At 41.1% G+C, this 20,562-nt stretch carries 18 protein-coding genes; 2 read left to right on the top strand and 16 right to left on the bottom strand.

Translation table 11 applies throughout. From position 1 onward, the window contains the following. Positions 1-9: 9 nt before the first annotated feature. On the bottom strand, positions 10-906 hold the full coding sequence (locus H9647_RS15625; RefSeq protein ID WP_191801590.1) for a LysR family transcriptional regulator: 897 nt from the start codon (positions 904-906) through the stop codon (positions 10-12). A gap of 137 nt (positions 907-1,043) precedes the next feature. Between H9647_RS15625 and H9647_RS15630 the strand changes: the two genes are divergently transcribed. Then, positions 1,044-2,234, top strand: a complete 1,191-nt coding sequence (locus H9647_RS15630; RefSeq protein ID WP_191801592.1) for a coenzyme F420-0:L-glutamate ligase — start codon at positions 1,044-1,046, stop codon at positions 2,232-2,234. A 91-nt stretch (positions 2,235-2,325) separates the two neighbouring features. Here the strand turns inward: H9647_RS15630 and H9647_RS15635 are convergent, their stop codons facing one another. From H9647_RS15635 to H9647_RS15645, 3 genes are all read right to left on the bottom strand, one after another. Further along, complete coding sequence (locus tag H9647_RS15635) at positions 2,326-3,687, bottom strand: erythromycin esterase family protein (protein WP_191801594.1); 1,362 nt, start codon at positions 3,685-3,687, stop codon at positions 2,326-2,328. Next, positions 3,609-4,169 carry a hypothetical protein gene (locus H9647_RS15640; RefSeq protein ID WP_225229326.1) on the bottom strand — a complete coding sequence of 187 codons (561 nt, stop codon included), beginning with the start codon at positions 4,167-4,169 and terminating at the stop codon, positions 3,609-3,611. The genes H9647_RS15635 and H9647_RS15640 overlap by 79 nt, the downstream gene beginning before the upstream one ends. A gap of 61 nt (positions 4,170-4,230) precedes the next feature. Continuing rightward, positions 4,231-4,524, bottom strand: a complete 294-nt coding sequence (locus H9647_RS15645; RefSeq protein ID WP_191801598.1) for a hypothetical protein — start codon at positions 4,522-4,524, stop codon at positions 4,231-4,233. A gap of 203 nt (positions 4,525-4,727) precedes the next feature. Between H9647_RS15645 and pelA the strand changes: the two genes are divergently transcribed. Next, the gene (gene pelA / locus H9647_RS15650; RefSeq protein WP_225229327.1) at positions 4,728-5,756 is read left to right on the top strand and encodes a pectate lyase; all 1,029 of its coding nucleotides are present in this window, start codon (positions 4,728-4,730) and stop codon (positions 5,754-5,756) included. A gap of 134 nt (positions 5,757-5,890) precedes the next feature. On the opposite strand, the gene H9647_RS15655 is transcribed toward pelA, so the two are convergent. From H9647_RS15655 to H9647_RS15700, 12 genes are all read right to left on the bottom strand, one after another. Beyond that, entirely contained in the window at positions 5,891-6,979 is a 1,089-nt protein-coding gene (locus tag H9647_RS15655) for a CHAP domain-containing protein (protein WP_191801600.1), read from the bottom strand. A 94-nt stretch (positions 6,980-7,073) separates the two neighbouring features. After that, positions 7,074-7,874 carry a hypothetical protein gene (locus H9647_RS15660; RefSeq protein WP_191801602.1) on the bottom strand — a complete coding sequence of 267 codons (801 nt, stop codon included), beginning with the start codon at positions 7,872-7,874 and terminating at the stop codon, positions 7,074-7,076. A gap of 224 nt (positions 7,875-8,098) precedes the next feature. Then, the gene (locus tag H9647_RS25815; protein WP_225229328.1) at positions 8,099-8,320 is read right to left on the bottom strand and encodes a hypothetical protein; all 222 of its coding nucleotides are present in this window, start codon (positions 8,318-8,320) and stop codon (positions 8,099-8,101) included. Further along, the gene (locus H9647_RS25820; protein ID WP_225229329.1) at positions 8,286-8,657 is read right to left on the bottom strand and encodes a hypothetical protein; all 372 of its coding nucleotides are present in this window, start codon (positions 8,655-8,657) and stop codon (positions 8,286-8,288) included. The genes H9647_RS25815 and H9647_RS25820 overlap by 35 nt, the downstream gene beginning before the upstream one ends. 84 nt (positions 8,658-8,741) lie before the next feature. Further along, on the bottom strand, positions 8,742-10,070 hold the full coding sequence (locus H9647_RS15665) for a hypothetical protein (RefSeq protein WP_225229330.1): 1,329 nt from the start codon (positions 10,068-10,070) through the stop codon (positions 8,742-8,744). A gap of 86 nt (positions 10,071-10,156) precedes the next feature. Next, the gene (locus H9647_RS15670) at positions 10,157-11,845 is read right to left on the bottom strand and encodes a carbohydrate-binding protein (protein WP_191801604.1); all 1,689 of its coding nucleotides are present in this window, start codon (positions 11,843-11,845) and stop codon (positions 10,157-10,159) included. Positions 11,846-11,954: 109 nt separating this feature from the next. Continuing rightward, complete coding sequence (locus tag H9647_RS15675) at positions 11,955-13,340, bottom strand: ABC transporter substrate-binding protein (protein WP_191801614.1); 1,386 nt, start codon at positions 13,338-13,340, stop codon at positions 11,955-11,957. Positions 13,341-13,366: 26 nt separating this feature from the next. Further along, positions 13,367-14,185, bottom strand: coding sequence for an alpha/beta hydrolase (locus H9647_RS15680; RefSeq protein ID WP_191801616.1), 819 nt, complete (start codon positions 14,183-14,185; stop codon positions 13,367-13,369). Between the two features lie 92 nt (positions 14,186-14,277). Continuing rightward, positions 14,278-15,303 (bottom strand): endo-1,4-beta-xylanase, encoded by a 1,026-nt coding sequence (locus H9647_RS15685; RefSeq protein ID WP_225229331.1) that lies wholly within the window; start codon positions 15,301-15,303, stop codon positions 14,278-14,280. A gap of 160 nt (positions 15,304-15,463) precedes the next feature. Continuing rightward, positions 15,464-17,773, bottom strand: a complete 2,310-nt coding sequence (locus H9647_RS15690; RefSeq protein WP_191801618.1) for a glycoside hydrolase family 95 protein — start codon at positions 17,771-17,773, stop codon at positions 15,464-15,466. Positions 17,774-17,800: 27 nt separating this feature from the next. Beyond that, a complete protein-coding gene (locus tag H9647_RS15695) occupies positions 17,801-18,298 on the bottom strand; it encodes a DUF1854 domain-containing protein (protein WP_191801620.1) in 498 nt (165 codons plus the stop codon). Beyond that, positions 18,291-20,489: an ABC transporter ATP-binding protein gene (locus H9647_RS15700; protein WP_191801622.1), complete on the bottom strand. Its 2,199-nt coding sequence runs from the start codon at positions 20,487-20,489 to the stop codon at positions 18,291-18,293. Before H9647_RS15700 ends, H9647_RS15695 begins: the two co-directional genes overlap by 8 nt. Positions 20,490-20,562: the final 73 nt, after the last annotated feature.

The following is a 20,562-nucleotide window of genomic DNA, read 5'->3' on the forward strand; positions in this document are numbered from 1 at the left end:
GAGCTCAGTCTAAATAGACTGGGCTCTTTGGTTTATATTTTCCACAAACTTCTGCCCTGCACGTGATAATGGAACATTTTTTAGATAGCATATGCCAATATTTCTTTTGGGGATTTCCTCTTCTAGTATGATCTCGTGTAAGTCTCCTCTTTCTAAATAGTCCATTGAAAACTCTTTAATCACACAGGAAATACCCAAATTTATTTTTGTGAACTCTAATACTAAATCATGCGATCCAAGTTCAAAGACGGGAGAAAGATGATGTCCTCTTTTTTTCAAAAAATCTTCTACGTACATTCTTGAGTTCGACTTTTTCTCTAGAAAGATAAGGGGCATGTCCATTAGATATTCTAAGCTAACCGGTTTTGAAATCAGCTCTTTGTATTTCTCTCCACACACAAAAATATCTTGAATTTCCTTACAAGGAATGACCTCTAGATGATCCCCTTGAATGGGCAAATTACAGATCCCAAGATCCGCTTTTCCCGTTTTTATAAACTCGCAGATTTCCATTGTCGTTCCATTTATAATATTTAATTTGATGCCCGGGAATTCTTTGTGAAACTTCTCTAGGTAAGGGAGTAAATAATAACGAGAGATGGTATCGCCTACCCCGATTCGTAACTGGCCTGTTTTTAAGGATTTGAACTCCAGCATTTTATCTTCTGCGGCATGAATGATCCCTAGTGCAGAATTAATATGTTCATTTAACAATTTACCTTCTGTTGTTAGAACGACGCCTTTTGACGTTCGATAGAAAAGCGGAATTTCTAACTCCTTCTCAAGTTTCGTAATCGCTTGGCTCACTGCAGATTGTGTTAAAAATAGTTCTTCTGCCGCTTTAGAAAAGCTTTTATTTTGGCTGACGACATTAAATACGCGATATAGATCTAATTTTCCAATCATATTAATTCTCCTTATATCAAACATTACAAATATTAATTTTACTTATAACACTTTTCAAAGGTATAGTAAAATCATAGTGTTTAAACATTTCGTTACTAATGATACATAACGTGAACTCGGTAAAGGGGAGATTTATAATGACAAGAGCAGTGGGAACGGTTGTACGAGGACTTCGTGGTCCGATCATTAACCAAGGTGATTCTATTGAACAAATCGTAGTGGATACCGTCATAAATGCAGCAAAAAGTGAAGGATTTTCGATTGAGGATCGTGACATTGTTACCATAACTGAATCCATTGTTGCTCGTGCGCAAGGGAACTATGCGACAATCGACCATATAGCGACAGATATAAATGAAAAATTCGGTGACGAAACCGTCGGTGTCATTTTCCCAATTCTTAGCCGTAACCGATTTGCTAATTGCTTGAGAGGGATTGCAAAGGGCGCGAAGAAAGTCATCTTAATGCTAAGCTACCCTGCTGATGAAGTAGGTAATCACCTGGTAGACATCGATGAACTGGATGTAAAAGGCATTAATCCTTGGACCGATGTATTGTCAGAAGATCAGTTCCGTGAGCATTTTGGTTATAAAAAACATCCATTTACAGGTGTTGATTACATTGAATATTATAAATCTCTCATTGAAGCGGAAGGTACAACTTGTGAGGTCATCTTCTCTAATAACCCTAAAACCATTTTAGAGTATACAAAATATGTTCTAACTTGTGATATTCACTCCCGTTTCAGAACCAAACGTATTTTAACTAACAATGGTGCTGAAAAAGTATTTGGTCTTGATGATATTTTATCAAAATCAATTAATGGCAGTGGCTACAACGAAGCGTATGGTCTACTTGGATCCAATAAAGCAACGGAAGAAAGCGTGAAATTATTCCCGAATAATTGTCAACCTATCGTTGATCGTATTCAAGAGAAACTGAAAGAACTAACTGGTAAAACGGTTGAAGTCATGGTTTATGGAGATGGAGCTTTCAAAGATCCAGTCGGTAAAATTTGGGAACTTGCAGATCCTGTTGTCTCCCCTGCTTACACCGAGGGACTTAATGGTACTCCAAATGAAGTGAAACTGAAGTACTTGGCAGATAACAACTTCTCTCATCTTCGTGGTGAAGAGTTACAACAAGCAATTACTGCATTCATCCAGAATAAGAACGACGATCTCGTTGGTGAAATGGAAGCTCAAGGCACAACGCCTCGTAGACTAACCGATCTCATTGGCTCATTGTCTGATTTAACTTCAGGCAGCGGCGACAAAGGAACACCAATGATTTACATTCAAGGTTACTTCGATAACTATACAAAATAAGATAAGCACAAAAAAATGCACCTTACTAAATTCAATTTTAGTAAGGTGCATTTTTATTTTGTTTAACGTCTCTACTTGGATGTACAGATGATTATAGGTAACGAGGTGGTGAAACCTTCTTCACAAAAAATATTCCGCTAAATTGCTCAGCTGGGATAATAAATTTCCTCACTGTTCCATGCTCTAAGATTAGTGTTTTCTCAAATATCCACTTATTGTTTGGTTGTGCCGTGACATGAGAGAAATCAAGAAACGAAACAAAGGAATCGGTATGATTCATATAATCCTCTAGACTCTTTTTTGGCGCATGGCCAATTCTATAAACTGTTCTATTCAATAAATGTGCCTCTCCTTCATACATAAAGAGACCAATATAATAGGAGTCATCCATTAACTCTTTACTTATTAATGAACCCATTGGTCTGTAATTATTTGATGCTTGGTAATTTTTATAAATATGAGCATTGTGAGCCCAAATGATTATCTTTTCATTCGGATATAATTCATTACAAATCCATTCTAAGTTAGCTGCCATGATCTGATCCCGATATTTCATATAATCTTGGTAGTTATCGGTTAAATGATTTAGAAAAAGGCGTCTATTATCGAGTTCTTTCTGAATGAATGTAAAGGGCAAGTCCAAACCATTATTAATAAAATCCTTTTTCCTATTCATCAGAAGATCATGTAATTGATCTATAATCTCATTTAATTCACTTTGAATGAATTTATATTCTTGTAACGTCTCTTTGGGCACCCTCTTCCTTCTTCCTCTATATTTGCTAATACGGCCATACCAATGAGCTGTGTTCTCTTCTACTTTTTGTATATTCTGTTTAAATTCCAATGGAAAATCAATATTGATTTTATTTAAAAATGCCATCAACAAACTCTGTTTGCTGGATGGCTGAAAATCAAAACCTATAATATTAAAGTCCTCGCTAGCTTTTAATGATTGGAATAATGAATATGTTTCTTCTGTTTTCCAAAATGGAAAGACAGAATGGTCTATGAATTCATCAACTGAAAGTTCATCTTTTAGGAAGTTCGAGGTATAACATTCAGTAAGTCCGCTCTCGAATGCTATCACTTTAAATCCCATTTTATGATAGAGAAAATCAATCAATTTGGTTTTGAGAAGATTATGCTCAGCAATACCGTGACCATTTTCACCTAGCCATACAATTCGTTTATCCTTTAGGACTTGTTCTAAAAAGTGAAAATTATCCGCTTTAGATTCGGACAAGGTATCGATAAGATGAGCATGTTCCTTTACCCACTCTACTGACATGTTATATTTTCTCTTTCTTGACTGAAAAATTGTCACCCTTATCCCCCTTTCGATCAATGAATCCTGTAAAATATTTAGCTGGCTTATTTCTTTCTTACTCTTCTCCATACCAAGAAAGCCACGACAATAATTAATAATCCCATTCCAAGCACTGTCATCCATACGCCTGAGTTTAAACGATTCAATTCCCTTGTATGATCTACTTGTTGTGTAGGTGCTTTACCTTCTCCTAAAATAGCTAAATCCTCTTCTGCTTGAGCTAATACATTGGTTCGATCACAAATGATGCTTACTAACTGTTCTTTGGCACCATACATAGAAGATGGTTTCGCATAGACTAAATAATCCTCTCCTTCTTTAAATTGAATCCCACAATCACCTCCACCGCTGCCGGTACGAATGATGATTTGAGATTCTGAACCCCCCTTCCAGATCTCACTGGTTTCAAATAATACAGCATTCGATAGATATCTATTCGTTCTCTCTTCCTTTACTTCAATTACGCGTCCCGAAAAAACGGCTTCTGATCGACTGAATTCATCTTGAACACTTTTAGGCTCTACGCAAGAACAAGCATATGCATTTGAAGGTATGGAGATCGTCATGATGCTCACTAATAGACAAATTAGTAATATCAAATTCATTTTCCTTTTCATCATCATTCCCCTTTTCATATTCCGTGCCAATGTAACACCATCTACTAATCTAATTATGATCTTTAACGATCTTAACTTCATTTAAAGTCACATAATAGGTGTAATCCGAACGCATCTGAGGTCCCTCTCCGTCTTTTGGTTCACAGTCTTGCTGAATGGTGATAACAAATCCATTTCCCTTTTCTTGGCTCTCATTAACCTTGTTAAAGGTTTCTAAGTCATTTCCACAGCCAGGAACCTTATCTAGTGCCCTGCTTGTGGCAGTTTCTAAGGTAAGGTCTTGTTCAGAAACACATCCAGATAATAATACCGCTAGTAAAAATATAGAAAGTAAATTACGCATTACTCCCCTCCTTCTACTTGTATAAACGCACCATCTAATCATTTGTTCCAGCTAAACTTATCTAGCGATTAAAATTACTACCTAATCATTGCAAAAAATATACATATTTTGTTTCTGTTTTATTATAATAAGGTATATTATATGGAAGCGTTTACAACATTCTGTTTCTAAGCCTGTTTAACCACTCTTTTTCCCAGTGGATTATGATAGGTTTGGTACATTTTATTCGCTTCACATGTAAAACCAAACGAACAAAGGAGCTGGTTTACCTGATCACATCAACAATCAAAAGAATTCCCTTTCTACTCGCTTTAACAATGTTCTTCTCCACTTTAAGTTTCTTGTTTTTATCTCCTTCTGCCGTAAATGCCGCTTCTGGGGAAACGGCAAGCATCTCAGACATTTTAAAATACCAGCAGGCCGATGGCGGTTGGAAAAAGGATTATACGACAACGAGCGGAGAGTGGGCCAAGTCTACGATTGATAACAAGGCCACTTATACCGAGATTAGAAGACTTGCAGCTGAGTATCAAAAAACGAAAGATAGCAAGTATTCTGCTGCAGCGATCAAAGGAATCAATTTCTTGTTGAACATGCAATATGCAAATGGCGGCTGGCCGCAAGTGTATAACAGCTCCGGTTATCATAAACACATTACTTTTAATGACAATGCCATGATTAACGTAATGATACTGCTGGATGATGTTGCAAACAAAAAAGGAGACTTTTCCTTTATCGACAGCACTCTAGCGGGAAGATGTAAAACGGCAGTTACAAAAGGTGTAAACCTTATTTTGCAAATGCAGGTTGTTGTCAATGGAAAGCTAACGGTTTGGGGACAACAGCATGATTCAGTAACATTAAAGCCCGCTGGTGCAAGAGCGTACGAGGTTCCTTCTCTCTCCGGCCAAGAAAGTGTCGGGATTGTTAAATTCCTTAAAACTAGATCTTCTACAACTCAAATTGCTGCTTCGATCAAAGCTGCAGAAGATTGGTTTAAAGCTGTGAAAATTACTGGAATCAAAGTTGTAAAGACAAGTGATGATGTAGTCGTGACGAGTGATCCGACTGCTCCAGCAATTTGGGCACGTTTTTATGAGATAAATACAAATAAACCGATCTTTGTCGGTCGTGACGGGATTGTTAAATACAAACTCAGTGATATTGAGCAAGAAAGACGAGTAAATTACTCATGGTATGGAAATTGGCCTAATGGTCTTGGAATATATTAAGCAACATCGGTAGCAATGCGGAGTAATAAATTAAACAACCAGTCTCAGTCATAGAGGCTGGTTGTTATATTTACATATCGTTTGCTGAACAATTTCATTATTAAGCAGTGTATACACCTTTTCTTCGCCTAAAGTTATGGAATGGGGATGTACTCTCCATTAAATTGATACTGGTAGTTGTCCCCTATTCGAATATATCCGAGTATACAATGACCTCTATCCCTATATAGAACGCCGGAATAGTTTTCATTGTCTACATTACCTTCTGCAACCATAATTTGATGATCATCACAAGCTAAAACAATGCCAATATGATCATGAGAATGATCAGTTAATAATTTCTCGAAAATAACAATATCACCACGAGCCGGATCAAACTCTTCTTGATTAACGTCATAAAAAAATCTAGTTTCGGGCAGCTTTGCCCAATCTAGCAACGCTCCAACTCCGGCAAGCCGATACATATGGTTCGGATAACGAATCGGTAGTAGTAATCCCACCCGCATACAGCAGTGATATACAAATGCAGCACACCAGTTACTCTCCAGCACTTTATAAATATCAGCGTCTGGCCAATACTTGCAAATCTCTCTATAATCCTCATTTTCAGGTACGCCTATAATATTCTTCTTGGCCAAGGTTTCTGCATAATCAGCAAGCATAGAACGTCTGTCTTCCCTATGTGAATTTATTAATTTCGCATCGATATGATTAGCGGTAGCAAGCGCTTTTACTGTTTCTTCCGGCATTCCTAACTCTCTAAGTACATTTTGTAGTCTATGTATATCCGTTGTAGGAACATGTCCATCCGTATTGTGAAAGTACATCTGCAGCAAAATAGCATCTTTCAAAATTTCCTCATAGGGACCATGGCTGCGCTGTCGATCATCTTGATAAAAGATAGATCTAAGAATAATGGTCATCTCTTTATCGGTAAAGAGTTCGGAGCTGCGTAGGATGGGTCTTACAGCATCAGCACTATTGTGGCCTGGAAAGGTCTTTACTCCCGTTTTGACGAAATAGTAACTGTGAAGTAACCCCGCGATTGCAGCGATTTCCGGGTCTTGTCCTCTCCTCATAGCAAGCATTGAAGCAAAACTAGTAACCCTAGATAGTTGTGACCAAGCCTGATGTTTCTTTAAGCTGTTCTCGGCTGTAAAAAGATTCTCATAAACAAAGGAACGAATATAATCCAGCCGCTTTATTTTTTTATCACAGATCATTAATTTTACACCTCCTTGTCCCGAGTGACCAACAGAATGACGATTAGAATGTTGAACCTTATACCCCACTATATTTGGGCCTCGCTTATGCAATTTAGCTCTCCCCATTTACAACAATCATTTGCACCACCTTTCTATCATCACCCTTTAGCTTGACGTTACCGGCGAGCAGTTGTGAGGACCCATCTCCGTCTAGAAAAATGCCTTCCTGTAATTTTCCAACGGCTACACTACTCTTTATCGCAGTCCGAAACTGTTCGGCCGTACATTTGGTAGAAGAAACAATAAGGTAGATGTCTCCTGATGTATCATAAGCCATTGCACTGCGTAGCCGCTTATCGCTAGAAAACGGAAGTCGTTCTTCATTAATCGCAGCATCATACCACCTGTTATCATCCATTAGGTTCATACTTACTCCACCCTGTGCCCAGAACTTTGTCTCATCTGTAATCGTTAGATCGTCGGCACTTGCAACTCGCTGAACGTCAACCTTCTTTGTGATCCGATCATATACCATCGTTCCACGGTCGTATTTGGTGTTAAACCAGCCTGATCCATATTCTTTGACATCTCCGTTTGTAGGAATACCATCCATCACTGCAATACTAAGTAGCTGATCTTCCCAAAAGAATCCGCCATTGATTCCACTGTGTCCCGAACGCACAACGTTGTCGTTAATCGTCAGCAGCGATATATTATCTGGTTCCGTCTGCAATACGTGTAGAGTAACCCCATTATCAGTAGTTATTTGGGTATACTTCAGTCCATCCGGAGTGTCTTCTATACTAATAAAGGGCCATGCAAATACAACGCCAAGTGTTAACGTGAAAATACTAAAGAAGATCAGTAAAGAACGTCTTACAAGGGCTACCCTGTCAATCGCTTTATCTTTCAATACGCACTCCTCCTAATGATTAAGCACCTTATATTTGACATCAACCTTATGTAATCCTTCTCCTATACTTTTATATGAAAAAACAGCCGATCACATTGACCAGCTGTAATTAATTCAATATTAAACTATAAATCATTACTACATTAGTTTTGTTCTCGAATCCTATCCCGTACATCATATTGTCTTACATAACGACAGAAATAACATTCCTTATAATTAAGATATTATTGGGTCTCCCAGTAATCACCAACTAGACCTTCAATAATACTTCCGCTAGCCCACGGCATGAGACAAAACCATGTACTGGCTGGGGAACCATCACTATATTTTTCGGTAACCAGTCCTTCAGAATGACAAAACCGTTCAGACATCCATCCTTTTTTTCCGAAATCAAATTCACCATCGTAACGATTATATGTTTGACATCCCCAGCGAACGGTATCCATCAAACGCAAATATAACATAAGGATCATCACGATTTTCGGTATAATAGTATAACTCATCTACAATACTGCTGGACATGGGATGAATATGTGGATTCGCTACTGAGGTTACACTGCCCCCACTGCTAGACCAGCCGAGCGTGCTAAGCGGAGGAGTTTTCACCGGCGAATTATAACAAAATTTGAAAGTAAACTCATAACAAATAGCATCACGCATATGGTCTAGATACAGATCATCTTTCGTTAAAGCATGAAGATATCTGACTGCCCGGATGTAAGCTAAAATTCCTTCCGAATCCACAGCCTTCTCTGCATCCAATGGGGCACCGTAACATTCCATGCGTTTTACGTAAGTCTCATAATAGTGTTGTTCACTATCTTTAAGACTTTCTATATAGGACTCATCTTCAGTTAGCCAGCTGTATTAAGCCATTGCAGCCAAGCACCAAGCACCGCTAAATGCGTCATATTCAAGCCCAGCACCTGTTTTTTCTGATAGGATGGTCGGATATTCATGGTCTGAATTCTTTGTTCGTTCTAATTTATCCAGAACATCTTTAGCGAAAATCAACCAGTCATCATGAGAAATACCTTTGATTCGTTTCTCATATTCGTATGCCTTCAAAATATAAAACATGGCTTGTCCTGAAAGGTAAGCAGAATGCCCCGGTGTGCGCATACCGTCAAACCACCATCCTTTGTTACTCCATACACCATTATGGTAAGCACTATATGGGAGACCTGTCTTGGGATTAAGTGAGTTTTCAATAATATTTGTAATACAAGAAATCGCTTGCTCCCGCATAGCCTTATCTCCCAGTCGCAGAGCTGCCATAAGTACAGGTGTAGCAATGGTTAGACCATTCGTCCAACTGATAGAAATAATTTTATTATATCTCCATCCTCCTGTTTGTTTATCTTCAAATACAAAAGCAGAATAATGGCGTTCCTCGGGAAGCCAAGCATATGTAAAAATTGCACTGGATAAATCACTGGCAGCTGTTTTAATGTCGCTTCCTTCCCTTGGCTGCTGATGATAACGATAATAAATATGTTCTAGCGCTGGATTGATACCAAGTTCTGATTCAGCTTCATATTCATACAGATCTATCGTAAATTGAATCGTCTCTCCTGCCTGAATCTCAAAGCAATTGTCTTCAAGCGGCGCTCGTTCTTTGACTAGACGAGATTTAATAAAATGCAATGGTGCGTTTTCATAACCAAGCGTATACCCTACTGTCCCTCGGTCAATAGAGCATGTATATCCGCCATACTGATAAAATTCACCTGTTTTGCCTGGGTACCACTGCTGTTTCACTCCATCTTTCGTAATAAAATAAGGACTTGCACATAGTCCATAGACTTTTCCACTGTCATATACAAATGCAGCGGGATGCGACAAACGATCACTTCTTACCATCCACCAAGAAGAGGAAGGCCTTCCTGGGTTCCCTGGTCTCAGTCTTGGAAACTCATTAGGAACATTCTGCGGAGCTTCTCCCCGGTTTAAACCATACATAAATGCAGGCAGAAAAAACCGAGGTTCCACCTTTTGAAACGGCAATTCTACATGGATTACACCCTGCCAGGGATTACTTTCTTCATTGCATATTGTGATAAGTGCCTGGATCGGAAATTGTGGATTGCCTATATTTCTTTTTTTATTTATTTTTGCTGTCAGTCCGTTCTCTCGTATTTCTCTGTATTCCTTACTATCACTTGATTTACTTCTTGCGGTTATAATGAATTCCATGAGATCCTCCCATCCTCTAATCAGGAGACTGGCTCACCAATCACTCATTTTCCTGAATTGGTAAGCCAGCCATATTTTTAAGACAATTAATACTGAGCAGATACTTCAATTTTATCGATATTTGGACCTTCTGTTCCTGTCGTTACCACCTTCACTATATTATTTCCACTGTTCATAGGAACCTGTATCGTTTTTTCGCCCCATGTTCCCCAAGCTCCCGTTGTGGAGAAAGGAACGTTACTTAATACCTTTGTTCCGTTAACATAGATATCAAGATTTCTAGTGCCAGACTCCAGTCCGTACCGAATTTTTATATTTTTCGTTCCTGTCACTGCGCAGTAAATCGAATTCCACTGAAGTGCAGCGTTTGAGGCAGCACTAAAATTAACATATCCAGTTCCGCTGTATCCACTGTAGAGAGATTCGACTACAGCATCTGTCAACGTTGTACCAGACTCCGCTTCATAGGTTGTAGACTCACTTCCGCTGACACTTCCTAAATCAGCTGTAAATGTCATGACACTTCGAGCAGGCAGTTGAGCGGTAAAAGAATGATTCGTTACCGTAATATCGGTACCTGCTGCCATGCTTCTGCTGCTGTCTGTAATCCATGTAGATACTTTGGAAGCAGTTCCATTTTGTAAATTAAATTTCTGGTTTATACTTGATGTCCCCCGGTTAACCGCTACAATTATGGCCTTATTGTTACCTTTGTAGGCAGAAATGAAAACATTCGTGTCTGGATTCTTAGTGGCATCGACTCTTATATATCCAGGACGGACAAATTTCGAAAAATGAGCCATACTGTATCCGCGTTTGCTAATGGTTCCATCTTCATTCATCGGACCATATTGTCTGCGAATATACCACCATACATAGGCCTGAAAATCCGCTTCTACCATAGCCTGATGCATATGATAAGCAACATCCAGCGCCTCAGGCCAGAGATTTGCTGAGTTATTATTGCTGTTTGGGTAATACACTTCCGTCATCCAAAGATCTTTTCCTGCCCCTTTTTGTTTAAACAATGGATAGGCAAAGTCAGAAAAGTTTGTGCCATATGTGTGTGCGCCAAGAATATCCATATTAGCGAGAGCTTGCGGGTCATTCAATATGGGATCTGACATATTTTTAAGATAAGAAAATGACTCGGGAGCAATAACTTTACTCTGTATGGAGCCTGCATTCTCTTTCATAAAACGCAGTATTTCTTGAGGTGTCCACCAGGTCCAATCATGAGCATAATCCGGTTCATTTTGTACAGAGATCGCGTACAAATCCACACCGTTTTCTTTCATATAAGATACAAAATCATTTAGATGCTGTGCATATGCGGCGTATTTATCATACTTAAGCCGCTTTGCATTTGTATCTCCATTTCGATTGAAAGTCTCTATCATATCACTAGGAGGGTTCCATGGCGACGCAAAAACAATAGCTCCTTGTTCGATGGCACGTTTCGCAGTTGGTAATTCTTTGTACCAATTGTTTCTGTTTTCATCTACATAAATTCGTAGTATAGAAAAACCCAGTTGATTTACTCCGTTCCCAAACGCAGTATCTCTTTGAGCAGCAGTTAAATCGCCGATCCATACGGGGTGATTAATCCCTCCGAAGCCCCGGATGACTTGTTTTTCAGAAGAAAAATTAACATTTACATCACTTGCAGCAAATACTTTCTGATGGTCTGAAAAGGAAAATAGAAGTTGCATCACAGAAGCAAAAACAAGCAGTGCACAAATTGATTTTTTAGTAAGTGAACTCAATTTTATCATTCCCTCTCTAAATAAATTTGCGAAGTAAACTTGTTTTAATAAAAAGCAGTCCGCTCGAAGTTATAACTAGACTCCGCTCGGACTGCTTTTTTACGTGGGTTATACTATTTTACTTTTTCCAGACTTCATCAATTGCCGCTTGGAACGGTTCTTTGTATTTCTCAACAACCGTTGATACAGAAACGCCTTCTAGAATTTCACCGCCAAATTCATAATAAGGCATGCTAGGATAACCATCAATGGTATCAATTACTTTAATGCTTTCTCCCGCATTACGGGCATTGTTCAGATCGTCCTCATTACTGAACATCGTCTCGAATCTAGATTGTTTCGGATAATCGTACATGGATTCAAACTCATGCATTTTCTCATAAATATAGACGATTTGATCAGGATTTTCGATAGCACTTGGAACGGTTAAATAGTTAGGTATGGTGTTGTGAGAGTGATATCCGGTAGCACTTGGTCCTTTAGGGAACGGCAAGAATCCGATATCATAATCCGGCATATCTTTTGCGAAATTTTCTATTTCATAATCACTGCTCGCAACCATTAAAGTATTACCTTGACGGAAAAACTGTCCTGGTTCAGTCCAGTCTCCTCCTTCTGTCGGTCTTGCAACGGACTCCGTAGCAAGTGTAGACAAGAAGTTTAATACTTCTAATGTTTTTGGATCCTCCAGATTTTGTTTATCACCATCAACCAAGTTAGCTTCATTTGCGGCCATAGCCTGAACAAGAATAGAAGCAGTAGCTAGCCCCCAAATATCCAATTTCCCGTCATTGTTGGAATCTTTGTTCGCTTCTTTAGCGACCTGTATAAAGGTTTCCCAATTCCAGTTGTCATCGTTAACATAATCTTGTAATGGCTTCATTCCTAACTGATTCATCAACGTACGATTGTAAAAAACACCGGAAGAAGCTCCATTAATTCCTGTTCTAAATCCGTAGCCTCTTCCTTCAAATTGCGAGTATTCGTTCGTGTACTGCTGAATAAACACCTTTTCGTTCTTGGTGTATTCATCTACCGGGTGGAATAAATCCTGCTTAACCAGTGTCGGAATCATCCAAGGTCTAGCTACCCTGATAATATCTCCGAGAGGTTCGCCGGCTACGAGCGATGCAGTTACTTTATCTTGATATTCGCCAAAATCGACTACAACATATTCGATTTTAAAATTATGTTTTTCCATTAACGCATCCAAGTTTTTCTTCACTTCAATACTGTCTGGGTTGTCTTCCTTTACCGATTCATCGTACCAAGATACCCATTTAAGTGTCCGGCCGCCCATGTCAAAATCCATTTCAGGTGTCCCGGTGGCTTCTTCCTCTTCTACTGCTGCTTCGTTATCTTTGTTCGTAGCTTCTGTTCCCGTTTCAGTACTTACTTTTTCCGGTTCTGGTTCAGAAGCCGTGCCTCCGCCAGCACTGCTGCATGCTACGATGAACACAAGCAGAAAACAACAAAGCAGCATTCCCATTTTACGCATCCACATGTTTATCCCCCCTATAATTGACAACCTCAAGATATAGCGCTTTCATTTCTTGATTCTATAGCCCATTTCAACGCATCAGCTATATAGTCATTCCAAAAATCCCATGTATGAGCACCTGAAGTTTCGACATATGTATGATCGACATCTTCGCTCAATAAAAATTGATGCAACCGCTGGTTGACATGAAGTAAAAAATCTTCCGTTCCACAAGCCAAGTACATTCGCGGTATATCTAACTCTTCTTTTTTAAGACAGCGGATCAGCTCCTCCGGATCTTTATCACTTCCAAGAACAAGACTGAGATCGCCAAATACACTTTTGTAATAATCGTAACTAGCGATTCCATTGTGAACGTCTGGTCGCATATCAGGTAATGAGTATGGCAACAACGCTGACGATAAGGCAATAATCCCTCCAAAATGCTCAGCATACTTCAGTCCATTACGTATGGCACCATATCCGCCCATTGATAGCCCGCCGATAAAGGTATCCTCTCGCTCAGATGATATCGGGAACATACGCCGAGTAAATTGTACGAGTTCACGTCCAATATATTCCCCAAGCCATTCTTCTCTCTCTTCATTATCGAGATAGAACTTATTCTCTCCCGCAGGCATAAACACGGCCACATGATGTCGTTCGGAAAGTTCTCGTATCCTCGAATAACTAAGCCAATCCGTATGGCTTCCGCAATAACCATGAAGTAAATACAAGGATTTCAGACCCTTTATGTTCTCTTTTGAACCCGAATTCTCCTCTGACGTTTGATCAAGTGGCAACAATGCATTGAAAGTCACCTCTCTTTTCATACACTTCGAAAAGAAGTTGATTTGCATTACAGCCATATATTCGCTCCTTTCATGAATAGATATCATTAAAATTCAGCAATATTCACAAGTCTTTTATCCGTCTATCTTGTAATCCCTATCCTATTATCTTAGGATTGCACAGCATCAATTACATCCCAATAGGAAGCTTTCGGATTATGCTGTGTATCAAAGAGAAACGGCCAGTTTTTACGATTACGGACAGGAAAATGATCCAGCCAGGTGTAATCATCCGCGGCGCCCCAAAAAGTAACGGAAGTGATGTGATCACTGTACTCCTTAAATAATCGGAAGAATTGTGCATAACGCTCAGCTTGAAGTTCAAGCATCTCTTCCGTTGGTGCAGTGAGATCCGTCCTCTTATCTTCATGAGCAAATAGAGAGACGTCCATTTCCGTAATATGAAGCTTCATTCCGAGACTCGCATATCGTTCAATTGCTTCCCTTATGTGATCCAGCGTCGGATGTAACAGGTTCCAGTGTGCTTGCAGACCAACGCCATGAATTGGAACCCCTTGTTCTATCAGCGACTTAACAAGTGTATATATTTTTTCTCGCTTTTCAGGTACAGATTCGTTGTAATCGTTATAGAACAAGAGCGCATCCGGGTCCGCTTTATGTGCATATTCGAATGCTTTTGCAATAAAGTCTTCACCGATCATATCAAGCCATTTAGACTTACGCAGTATTTGTTCGCCACTGTCTGATACGGCTTCGTTTACAACATCCCAGGCATAAATACTTCCTTTGTAGCGTCCAACTACCTCATCGATGTGAGATTTCATTCTTGTGAGTAAGGTTTCCCGGTCAGCTCTGCCTCCCGAATGATTCTCGAATACCCAATCCGGAGTTTGATTATGCCACACAAGGGTATGACCTCTGACTGCCATGTTGTTCTCCATTGCAAAAGCAACTAGCTGATCTGCTTTTTCAAATGTATACCTTCCCTCCTCTGGCTGAACTCTTTCAAATTTCATTTCATTCTCTGCTGTTACACTATTGAAGTGCTGTGACAACAGATCTTTTTGTGTAATTAATGACATCGGATTAACAGCCGCTCCAATGTGAAACAGTTCTCTATAAACCTCATGGAGCTTTGGTATGGCTACTTTCTGATCGACTGTCTGATCTGCCAATTTTGCTGACCCCCTCTATACTCATTCAGAATTGGATGACTGGCGCAGTAGGTGGATTGTTCTCCTCAAAAGCTTAGCTTTTGCTATTATTTACAACAACCTGTTAAACGGTAGTATTTCTAAGCACAAATGAGTGAGATCCATACTTTCACAGGTTTTTTTAATTGCTATGATCTTCTATCCCAATAAGATAGGTTTCATTTGCCAGTGTATCGAAACGAATCACATCTCCCATCCTTACCGTTTCGATGTTTGTCCCCGTTTCTGTCCTAACCGTTAAATGATGTCCTTCACTTCGAACTCGGCATACTGCGCTGAATTTTGTACGGATGACAGCCTGCAGAAGAATGGTGTCTTTCCATTGAATAGTAACTTCGAATCCTCCCCGTGCCCGCAGACCGGAAACCGTTCCTGATGTCCATGCTTGCGGCAAGGCAGGAAGCAAATCAATGATCCCTTCATGGCTTTGCAGTAACATCTCCGCAATACCGGCTGTCCCGCCAAAGTTCCCGTCAATTTGAAATGGGGGATGGTTATCAAGCAGATTCGGCAGTGTTGAATCACGTAATAGGGCGGAAATATTACGATAAGCTTCCTCTCCATCGCGGAGTCTTGCCCACATATTGATGATCCAAGCCCGGCTCCATCCCGTATGTCCTCCACCAAAAGAAAGCCTGCGATGTAACGTCGCACGAGCGGCCTCAGACCATTCTGGCGTACTTCCCGGAGTGATCCTGGAGCCGGGATGAAGTGCAAATAGATGAGAGATATGCCGGTGACCAGGCTCCACTTCTTCATAGTCTTCCATCCATTCCTGCAGCTGTCCGTGACGACCGATTTCCGGCTGAGGCAGACATGATCGCACGTTACGAAACCGTTCACGCAGTGCATGATCGATATCTAGCAGCTCAGTTGCTTCAATACACGCCCCAAATAAATGGTCAAGGATTTGGCTGTCCATGGAAGGGGCGATACATAGTGCACCTGTCTCACCACTTGGTAGACGATATTTGTTTTCTGGCGAGACAGATGGGGATGTCACTAGCTTTCCATCCGAAGTTTCTGTCAGATAATCCAGAAAGAAGACCGCTGACTCCTTCATTGTTTCATATGATTTTAAGAGAAAAGCTCGGTCTAATGTATAGCGATAATGCTCCCATAGATGGAGACATAACCACGCCGCTCCCATAGGCCAGATCGTCGAAGATATCCAAATGTCTTGAGGTGCCGTATCTCCCCACAGATCCGTATTATGATGAGCAACAAATCCACCGCAGCCGTACATTTGGCGCGCTGTCACCCTTCCATTTGGACGCATCTTCTCTATCAAATCAAATAAAGGCTCGTGACATTCAGCTAGATTGCACATTTCTGCCGGCCAGTAATTCATTTGAGTATTAATGTTAATCGTATATTTGGAATCCCATGGCGGCGTAAAATGTTCATTCCAGACCCCTTGCAAATTGGCAGGCAATGAACCCGGTCTACTACTTGAAATAAGCAAGTAGCGCCCGTATTGAAAATAGAGCTCTACTAAACCAAGATCCTCCATTCCTTGCTGAAGTGCAGCCATTCGCACATCCGTAGGCCGGTTGTCAGCAGGTTCACCTGCTTTGGCAAACGTTAGGGAGACTCGCTTGAACAAACGTTGATAGTCAGCAATGTGCATTAGCCGCAGTTGTTCAAAACCTTTCTGTTTCGCTTCTCTCACCGTATTCCGACAATAGGATTCTGGGTTCTCATATCGATAGGTTGTTCCAGCTGAGACGAGAATGACCGCTTCATCTGCTTGATCGACGAGAAGAAACTCCCCGCATTTCCTGACCTCTCCCCCGCTGATCTGTACTTCGACGACTGAACATATTTGAATTCCGTCCGGACCTCCGGTGCCGGCTTTCATGATAAGCCGGCCTTCTGCTTCCGTATGTAGACTATCAATGAATCTTTGTCGTCCCCGTGTAAACCGGAGTCTGAACGATACCGCTCTTGTTTGATCAGCTTTGATTCGCACGGCAATGACCTCATCAGGAAAACTCGCCAAATGCTCTCTTTCGTAACGTATGCCACGCCATTCATAATGTACGGTAGATATACTGTGCTCAAGGTCAAGCTCTCTCCGGTAATTGACAACTTCCGATTCATCATGACCAAATTCGATAGTAAGATCACCCAGCGGTTCATAGTGGCGCTGGCTCTCCGGCGTTCCGGGTAAGGACATCGCAGCCAGTTTCTCAGCTTCGCTAAGACGTCCCTCATGAAGCAACTCGCGAATCTTCGGAAGATGATGGAGCGCATCGGAATTGTTACGGTCCATTGGTCCTCCAGACCATACGGAATCTTCATTCAATTGGATTCGTTCCACGCGAGTCCGTCCGAAGATCATAGCTCCGAGCTTTCCGCTTCCGATCGGCAATGCTTCGTTCCAGCTATCCGCAGCTTTTTCATACCAAAGTTTCAGCGTTCCATTCATCGATTCGTACCCCTTTCATCATGAGGATTAGATGATTTCTTGAAGCTGTTTCTGGCTGTGAGAATCTAACATCCGCCAATCCTTGATTTCACATCGTTTTCCATTCATATCTGTTATAATAATCCAGCCTTCTCCTGGATATAGAAGATGTTCATGGAGATTTCGCATCACCATTCGAGTCGGTCCTAAGTTCGTTTGTAACTCCCATAGCCATAAACCGGATTTGTTTTTCACACTGTCTATGCGTGTCACTTTTGGCAAGAAGTAACGAAGTTCAAGCTCTTCTTTCAGTACGCACGCACTTTCCTTGTCCAGCTCCTCAATCTCGCGGACAATACCAAGTTCTTCGTCCTCAGCATTTCGGATGGAGATATAGGAAGAATCATATTGAAATGGGAAACAGCGATAGACGATAAGTTCATCGTAATATTTCTCATTCACCGTCCCCTGTATGACCCCTCCCTTGTTTCTCGAGAGGTTAATATCCTGCTGTCTTAGCAGCCGAATATCATAATGTTCAGCCATTCACGCCCACTCCCCTAATCTGTGACATTTCTTTCTGTGCATCGACTAATTTTCGGTATACCCCATCCGGTTGGTTGAGCAGCTGCTCATGTGTTCCGACTTCGGCAATCTTGCCTCGGTCCAGGACGACCAGTCGATCAGCATTTCGCAGTGTTGACAGACGGTGAGCAATAGCAAACGTAGTTCTGCCTTGCACGAGTCGATTGATTGCTTCTTGAATTTGTCTTTCCGTCTCTGTATCAACAGAGGCCGTAGCTTCGTCTAAAATAAGGATTCGCGGATCATGAATAATTGCTCGTGCGATCGCGATCCGCTGTTTTTCTCCGCCAGACAGCTTATGTCCTCTTTCTCCTACTCTTGTATCGTAGCCATCTGGCAATCTAACAACAAAATCATGTGCGTTTGCGATTTTTGCCGCACGCATGACTTCTTCAGGCGTTGCATCTTGTTTGGAATAGGCGATATTATCTGAAATTGAGCCATCGAACAAAAAAGTTTCCTGTAATACGACGCCGATCTGTCTTCGAAGATCATGCTGACTAATCTGCCGAATGGGTACACCGTCAATACGTATCGTTCCTTCGTCCGTATCATAGAACCGGCATATTAAGTTAATAAATGTTGACTTTCCTGCACCTGAATGACCGACTAGTCCAATCATCTCTCCAGCTTTCACTTGTAAGCTTACGTCTTTTAGTACAGGATGATGCTTTTCATAACCATAGGTCACTTGTTCAAAATCTACGTCGCCTATGATCGTTTTTATCGGTACGGGATTACTGGCTTCAGGTACTTCAGACGGTGTATCCATAATCTCAAATATACGATGAGCTGCCGTGAATGCATTGCTCGCCCAGCTTACCATCTGGCTGATCCATTGCAGCGGCCCGAATAACATCCCAAGATAAGCAACGAGCGCCAAAAGTACACCTAGCTGAATTTCGTTTCCGAGGACCTTTCCCCCTCCGTAATACCAAATCAGCAGTGTCCCCACTCCAGCTATGAGCTGGAAAGCAGGAAAAATAAACTGCCAAAGTCCTTCCGTTTTAATATTATTTCGAACAACTTCCAGATTGGCATGATCATAACGTGTCATCTCTTCATTTTCACGTCCAAATGCTTTCACCACCCGGATACCTTGCATGGATTCTCCAACCATCGTGTTAAGACGGAAAATGGATCGCCACTGCTGGTATAACCTTCGGCCAATCTTAGGCCAGATGGTAACAGATACAATAATGATGAAAGGAACGGGCAGCAAAGCGAGCAAGGACAGTTGCCAATCCAAACTGAAAATAATGACGCAAATCGCTGCGATCCGCAGCATCTCGCCACTGACATACATCACACCATCTGTCATGAACTGGCGCATGGATTCTGCATCACTATTAACTCGGCCGATAAACTGGGAGGTTTGTCTTCTATCAAAATAGGCGAGTGACAACCTCATAAGAGAACTATAAATATCATTACGAATATCGCCCATCAGCTTCGAGCCAACCCAAATGCCGATATAACCACGGACGGTTTGCATTAAGGTCATCATAATGGTTGTTGTTCCGAGCGCTAATACGAAAAAGAGAAGTGTCGAGACCGCAGCCTTCGGCTGAAGCACATCGTCAATAATTAGTTTTATTAGATATGGCGGTGCTAGTTCTACAAGTGTTGTAAGGATTAGCAAAATAGCCGCTATAGCCATCCTTAATCGATAGGGTTTCGCGTAACGGAGTATTCTTGCAGCTGCCTGACCTTTATTCATACAAAACTGGCAAACCTGTGTCCCCTCGCTAAGTGGGAATTCGCATGTTGGACAGTGCCGCGGCAGATCTTTCTCTGAAATCATCGGGATCGTCTCTTCTTTAACAAGCGCTTCAATCAGCTTCGCTGCGAAACCAAATATGGATGAAAGTTCAGCTGTGTACCTACCAATTGCAATAGGTCCTTCCTTCGTATCAACAAGCAGTGTACCTCCGCCGATTCCTTTTGCGGTTCTCGCTTTACTGATTTCTGACAAAGATATGATTTGTTCCGGTAAATCCCCCGTTCCCCACAAGTAGATCACATCGTCTGTCACTACAATCCATTGCTCACCAAAACTACCGCTTCGAAGCAGGTCCGTTTTTGCGCTAAACAGCACTTCTCCCGTTAATTGCTCCGAAATATACTTCGGAATCTGATCATAATAGGACATAGCACCCTCCACATAAGAATGATTATTTATTTACACCCGTGGTTCTGAACAAGTAAAAGCGCCTTGCACAAGC

It is taken from the genome of Paenibacillus gallinarum, assembly GCF_014836635.1.
GTDB lineage: Bacteria > Bacillota > Bacilli > Paenibacillales > Paenibacillaceae > Paenibacillus > Paenibacillus gallinarum.

Bases quoted from the DNA above. Each gene is read 5' to 3' on its own strand.
- H9647_RS25815 (WP_225229328.1), bottom strand. From the start codon at position 8,320: ATGGATACCGTTCGCTGGGGATGTCAAACATATAATCGTTACGATGGT.
- H9647_RS15645 (WP_191801598.1), bottom strand. From the start codon at position 4,524: ATGCGTAATTTACTTTCTATATTTTTACTAGCGGTATTATTATCTGGA.
- H9647_RS15695 (WP_191801620.1), bottom strand. From the start codon at position 18,298: ATGGCTGAACATTATGATATTCGGCTGCTAAGACAGCAGGATATTAAC.
- H9647_RS15690 (WP_191801618.1), bottom strand. From the start codon at position 17,773: ATGAATGGAACGCTGAAACTTTGGTATGAAAAAGCTGCGGATAGCTGG.
- H9647_RS15655 (WP_191801600.1), bottom strand. From the start codon at position 6,979: ATGATCTGTGATAAAAAAATAAAGCGGCTGGATTATATTCGTTCCTTT.
- H9647_RS15625 (WP_191801590.1), bottom strand. From the start codon at position 906: ATGATTGGAAAATTAGATCTATATCGCGTATTTAATGTCGTCAGCCAA.
- H9647_RS15670 (WP_191801604.1), bottom strand. From the start codon at position 11,845: ATGATAAAATTGAGTTCACTTACTAAAAAATCAATTTGTGCACTGCTT.
- H9647_RS15700 (WP_191801622.1), bottom strand. From the start codon at position 20,489: ATGTCCTATTATGATCAGATTCCGAAGTATATTTCGGAGCAATTAACG.
- H9647_RS15640 (WP_225229326.1), bottom strand. From the start codon at position 4,169: ATGAATTTGATATTACTAATTTGTCTATTAGTGAGCATCATGACGATC.
- H9647_RS15675 (WP_191801614.1), bottom strand. From the start codon at position 13,340: ATGTGGATGCGTAAAATGGGAATGCTGCTTTGTTGTTTTCTGCTTGTG.
- H9647_RS15635 (WP_191801594.1), bottom strand. From the start codon at position 3,687: ATGGATGACAGTGCTTGGAATGGGATTATTAATTATTGTCGTGGCTTT.
- H9647_RS15680 (WP_191801616.1), bottom strand. From the start codon at position 14,185: ATGGCTGTAATGCAAATCAACTTCTTTTCGAAGTGTATGAAAAGAGAG.
- H9647_RS25820 (WP_225229329.1), bottom strand. From the start codon at position 8,657: ATGGAATGTTACGGTGCCCCATTGGATGCAGAGAAGGCTGTGGATTCG.
- H9647_RS15665 (WP_225229330.1), bottom strand. From the start codon at position 10,070: ATGGAATTCATTATAACCGCAAGAAGTAAATCAAGTGATAGTAAGGAA.
- H9647_RS15630 (WP_191801592.1), top strand. From the start codon at position 1,044: ATGACAAGAGCAGTGGGAACGGTTGTACGAGGACTTCGTGGTCCGATC.
- pelA (WP_225229327.1), top strand. From the start codon at position 4,728: ATGATAGGTTTGGTACATTTTATTCGCTTCACATGTAAAACCAAACGA.